This is a genomic window from Mycoplasma todarodis, from assembly GCF_004335995.1.
Taxonomy (GTDB): domain Bacteria; phylum Bacillota_I; class Bacilli_A; order Mycoplasmatales; family Metamycoplasmataceae; genus Mycoplasma_K; species Mycoplasma_K todarodis.
Map to the genome: position 1 here is coordinate 1 of NZ_PSZP01000069.1, position 1531 is coordinate 1531.

At 30.7% G+C, this 1531-nt stretch carries 2 protein-coding genes; both read right to left on the reverse strand.

Annotated features, from left to right (window positions below; translation table 4 throughout):
* Positions 1-735 (reverse strand): aquaporin (locus C4B25_RS04625; RefSeq protein ID WP_131613985.1); only part of this gene is annotated, 735 nt, incomplete at its 3' end.
* Positions 736-1000: 265 nt separating this feature from the next.
* Positions 1001-1531, reverse strand: a 531-nt coding sequence (locus C4B25_RS04630; protein ID WP_272482655.1) for an NAD(P)-dependent oxidoreductase, incomplete at its 5' end; no start/stop codon positions are given.

Here is a 1531-nt window from a genome sequence, read left to right on the forward strand (position 1 = left end):
AGCATAACTTGCAGAATGTCCAACTTCATGACCGAAGAATAATCCTGGAACTTGTTGAGCAATACCTCTAGCTGGGTTAATAGCAGCTGTACCACCAAGGATACCCATTCATACTGATAGAGAAATAATAAACATAATACCAAAGTCTCTATATTTATCTGAAATCATTCCTGAGAAGATTGGGAATAATAGAATTCCTGTCATTACTAATTCAACAAAGAAGATTCATGTTGCACCAGCAGCGATACTGTTTCCTAATCCAATTTTTCCTGTAAATGATTTTTTAGAAGCGCCTATAGCTGAAATAGCGTGGTTGGCAGCTGCTCCATTTCCTAATTTACCAAATCCATAAATGATTAAACCAGTTAATATACCAGCAACCATTTGGATAACAATTTTAAATATACCGTATCTTAAAGTATTTGTTCCTTTTAATAATCTAGTAATTGTAACAGCTGGGTTTAAATCACATGATCATCTTAAGAAAATAAATAGTACTGCACCAACAGCAATAAACCCTGCATAGAATCCAACTAGAACTGGGTGTAAGAAATACAGTTCTGCGGGTTTGTCTGTACCAGCAACTATTGTTGATAAACCTGCCAAACTTAATGATAAAAGAATTGTTCCAAAGAATTCAGAGAAACCATGTTTCATTCATGTTAATTTATCTTTTGGTTCTTCAGCATTAAATCTGTCTTGCTTTTTAAATTTAAAAAACTTAAAAATTTTCATAATTTTCCTTTCGATTTTATTTTTAAATATTAATTTAATAGATTAATTATACAAAAAAATAAAAAATAAATACAAAGGATTAATAGACAATAACAATCTATTAAAATTTATTTTTATTTATAGGAAAATCACAAAGTTTATTTTTGTTTTACTCACCCAAATATTTGTTTTTTATAAAATGTAAAAATACTTTGTTATTGCTTGTTATTTTAATTCTCAACTTATTTTTTTGATAAAAAACAGTAAGAAAAAATCCCATAAGGGATTATCCGTTAGTTACTCTTCCATCTTCTTGAAGAATAAGTCTTGTTTGACCATCTTCTCCTTTGATTGCAAGTTCAACATTATTCATTGTAGTTCCAGCAATTTGAGCTAGAGCTAAGTCTGTGAAGAATGCTTGAGCTCTTAATCTTGTTAGAAGTGCATCTGACATTACTTCGTTTGATTTATCGAAGAAGAATACACCTGCTTCGTTTTCATAAACGTCAAGTCCTGCTCCTCTTAGTTTTCCAGCGTCTAATGCGTCCAGTAGATCTTCAGTATTAATTAAAGGTCCACGTGCAGTATTAATAATAACTGCTGATGGTTTCATTAGTGCTAATGTTTCTTTATTAACAATGTATTTTGTTGATGGTAATAAAGGTGCATGTAATGAAAGGAAGTCTGATTTAGAGAAAACTTCTTCTTTTGTTACATAAGTAAATCCTAGGTTTTTAGCTGTATCTGGGAAGTTCTTTTCTGCATATTCATCGAAAACGATAACATTTGCTCCAAGTCCTTTAGCTATTTTAATGAA